At 53.6% G+C, this 685-nt stretch carries 1 protein-coding gene; it reads right to left on the reverse strand.

The genetic code is table 11. The annotated features are described in order from the left end of the window. Positions 1-108, reverse strand: a 108-nt coding sequence (locus C5P05_RS35175) for a transglutaminase N-terminal domain-containing protein (RefSeq protein WP_420130704.1), incomplete at its 3' end; no start/stop codon positions are given. Between the last annotated feature and the right edge of the window lie 577 nt (positions 109-685).

The raw sequence follows: 685 nt of genomic DNA on the forward strand, positions 1-685 counted from the left end.
TTGCAGTTCACGACTTTCTCTGGGACGCAGCATCAGCCGATGCGGATCCAGGCTGACAGCGTTGCGGTAGTGATAGACCGTTGTATGACTGATTCGAATTTGGGTCACGGTGGTGTGGGGCTCCTGAAGGACATTCAGATTAACACCTTATGTGCAAGCGAGCGTGACGACGCAGCAGCCGTGAGTAGTTCGCGAAACCGACAACATTCGCCTTTTTTGCCTAAAGCGAATGCCGTTACTTGGAAGATTTCACGACTTTACAGTGATTCCCCCGAGCTATCGGATCAAGCCCAAGCGCATTGGTCACTTCAAGCTGTGGAGTTCTAGGCAATTTGCTGAAGCCGGTGTTGGTCTTGAAAACGATTACCCAGATTCGGCGCCATGAAGACAGACACAAAGCGGGTTCTCATAGAAATGGCCCGTTGGGCAAGTATGTGCCCATAGCGGGTGCTCCCGTCAGGGCAGAGCGGCCATTCAATTTTCGTTCGAGAAACAGGAAGCCGACGTTGTGCTCGGCCATGCCAGTTCGATGGGTGTCCGGCTTCAGGGGCTAGAGAAGGGTCTTGTCAAAGAAGGCCGTAATTTCGATGGCGAGCTGCTTCAGGAATGCATCACGATCGAATCCCTGCGGGTTCGCGGCGATGTCGCCATCAGGGCTGAGGATGGACATGCTGGGTGAATCCAT

The organism is Rhodoferax ferrireducens (assembly GCF_003347515.1).
Classification (GTDB): domain Bacteria; phylum Pseudomonadota; class Gammaproteobacteria; order Burkholderiales; family Burkholderiaceae_C; genus Rhodoferax.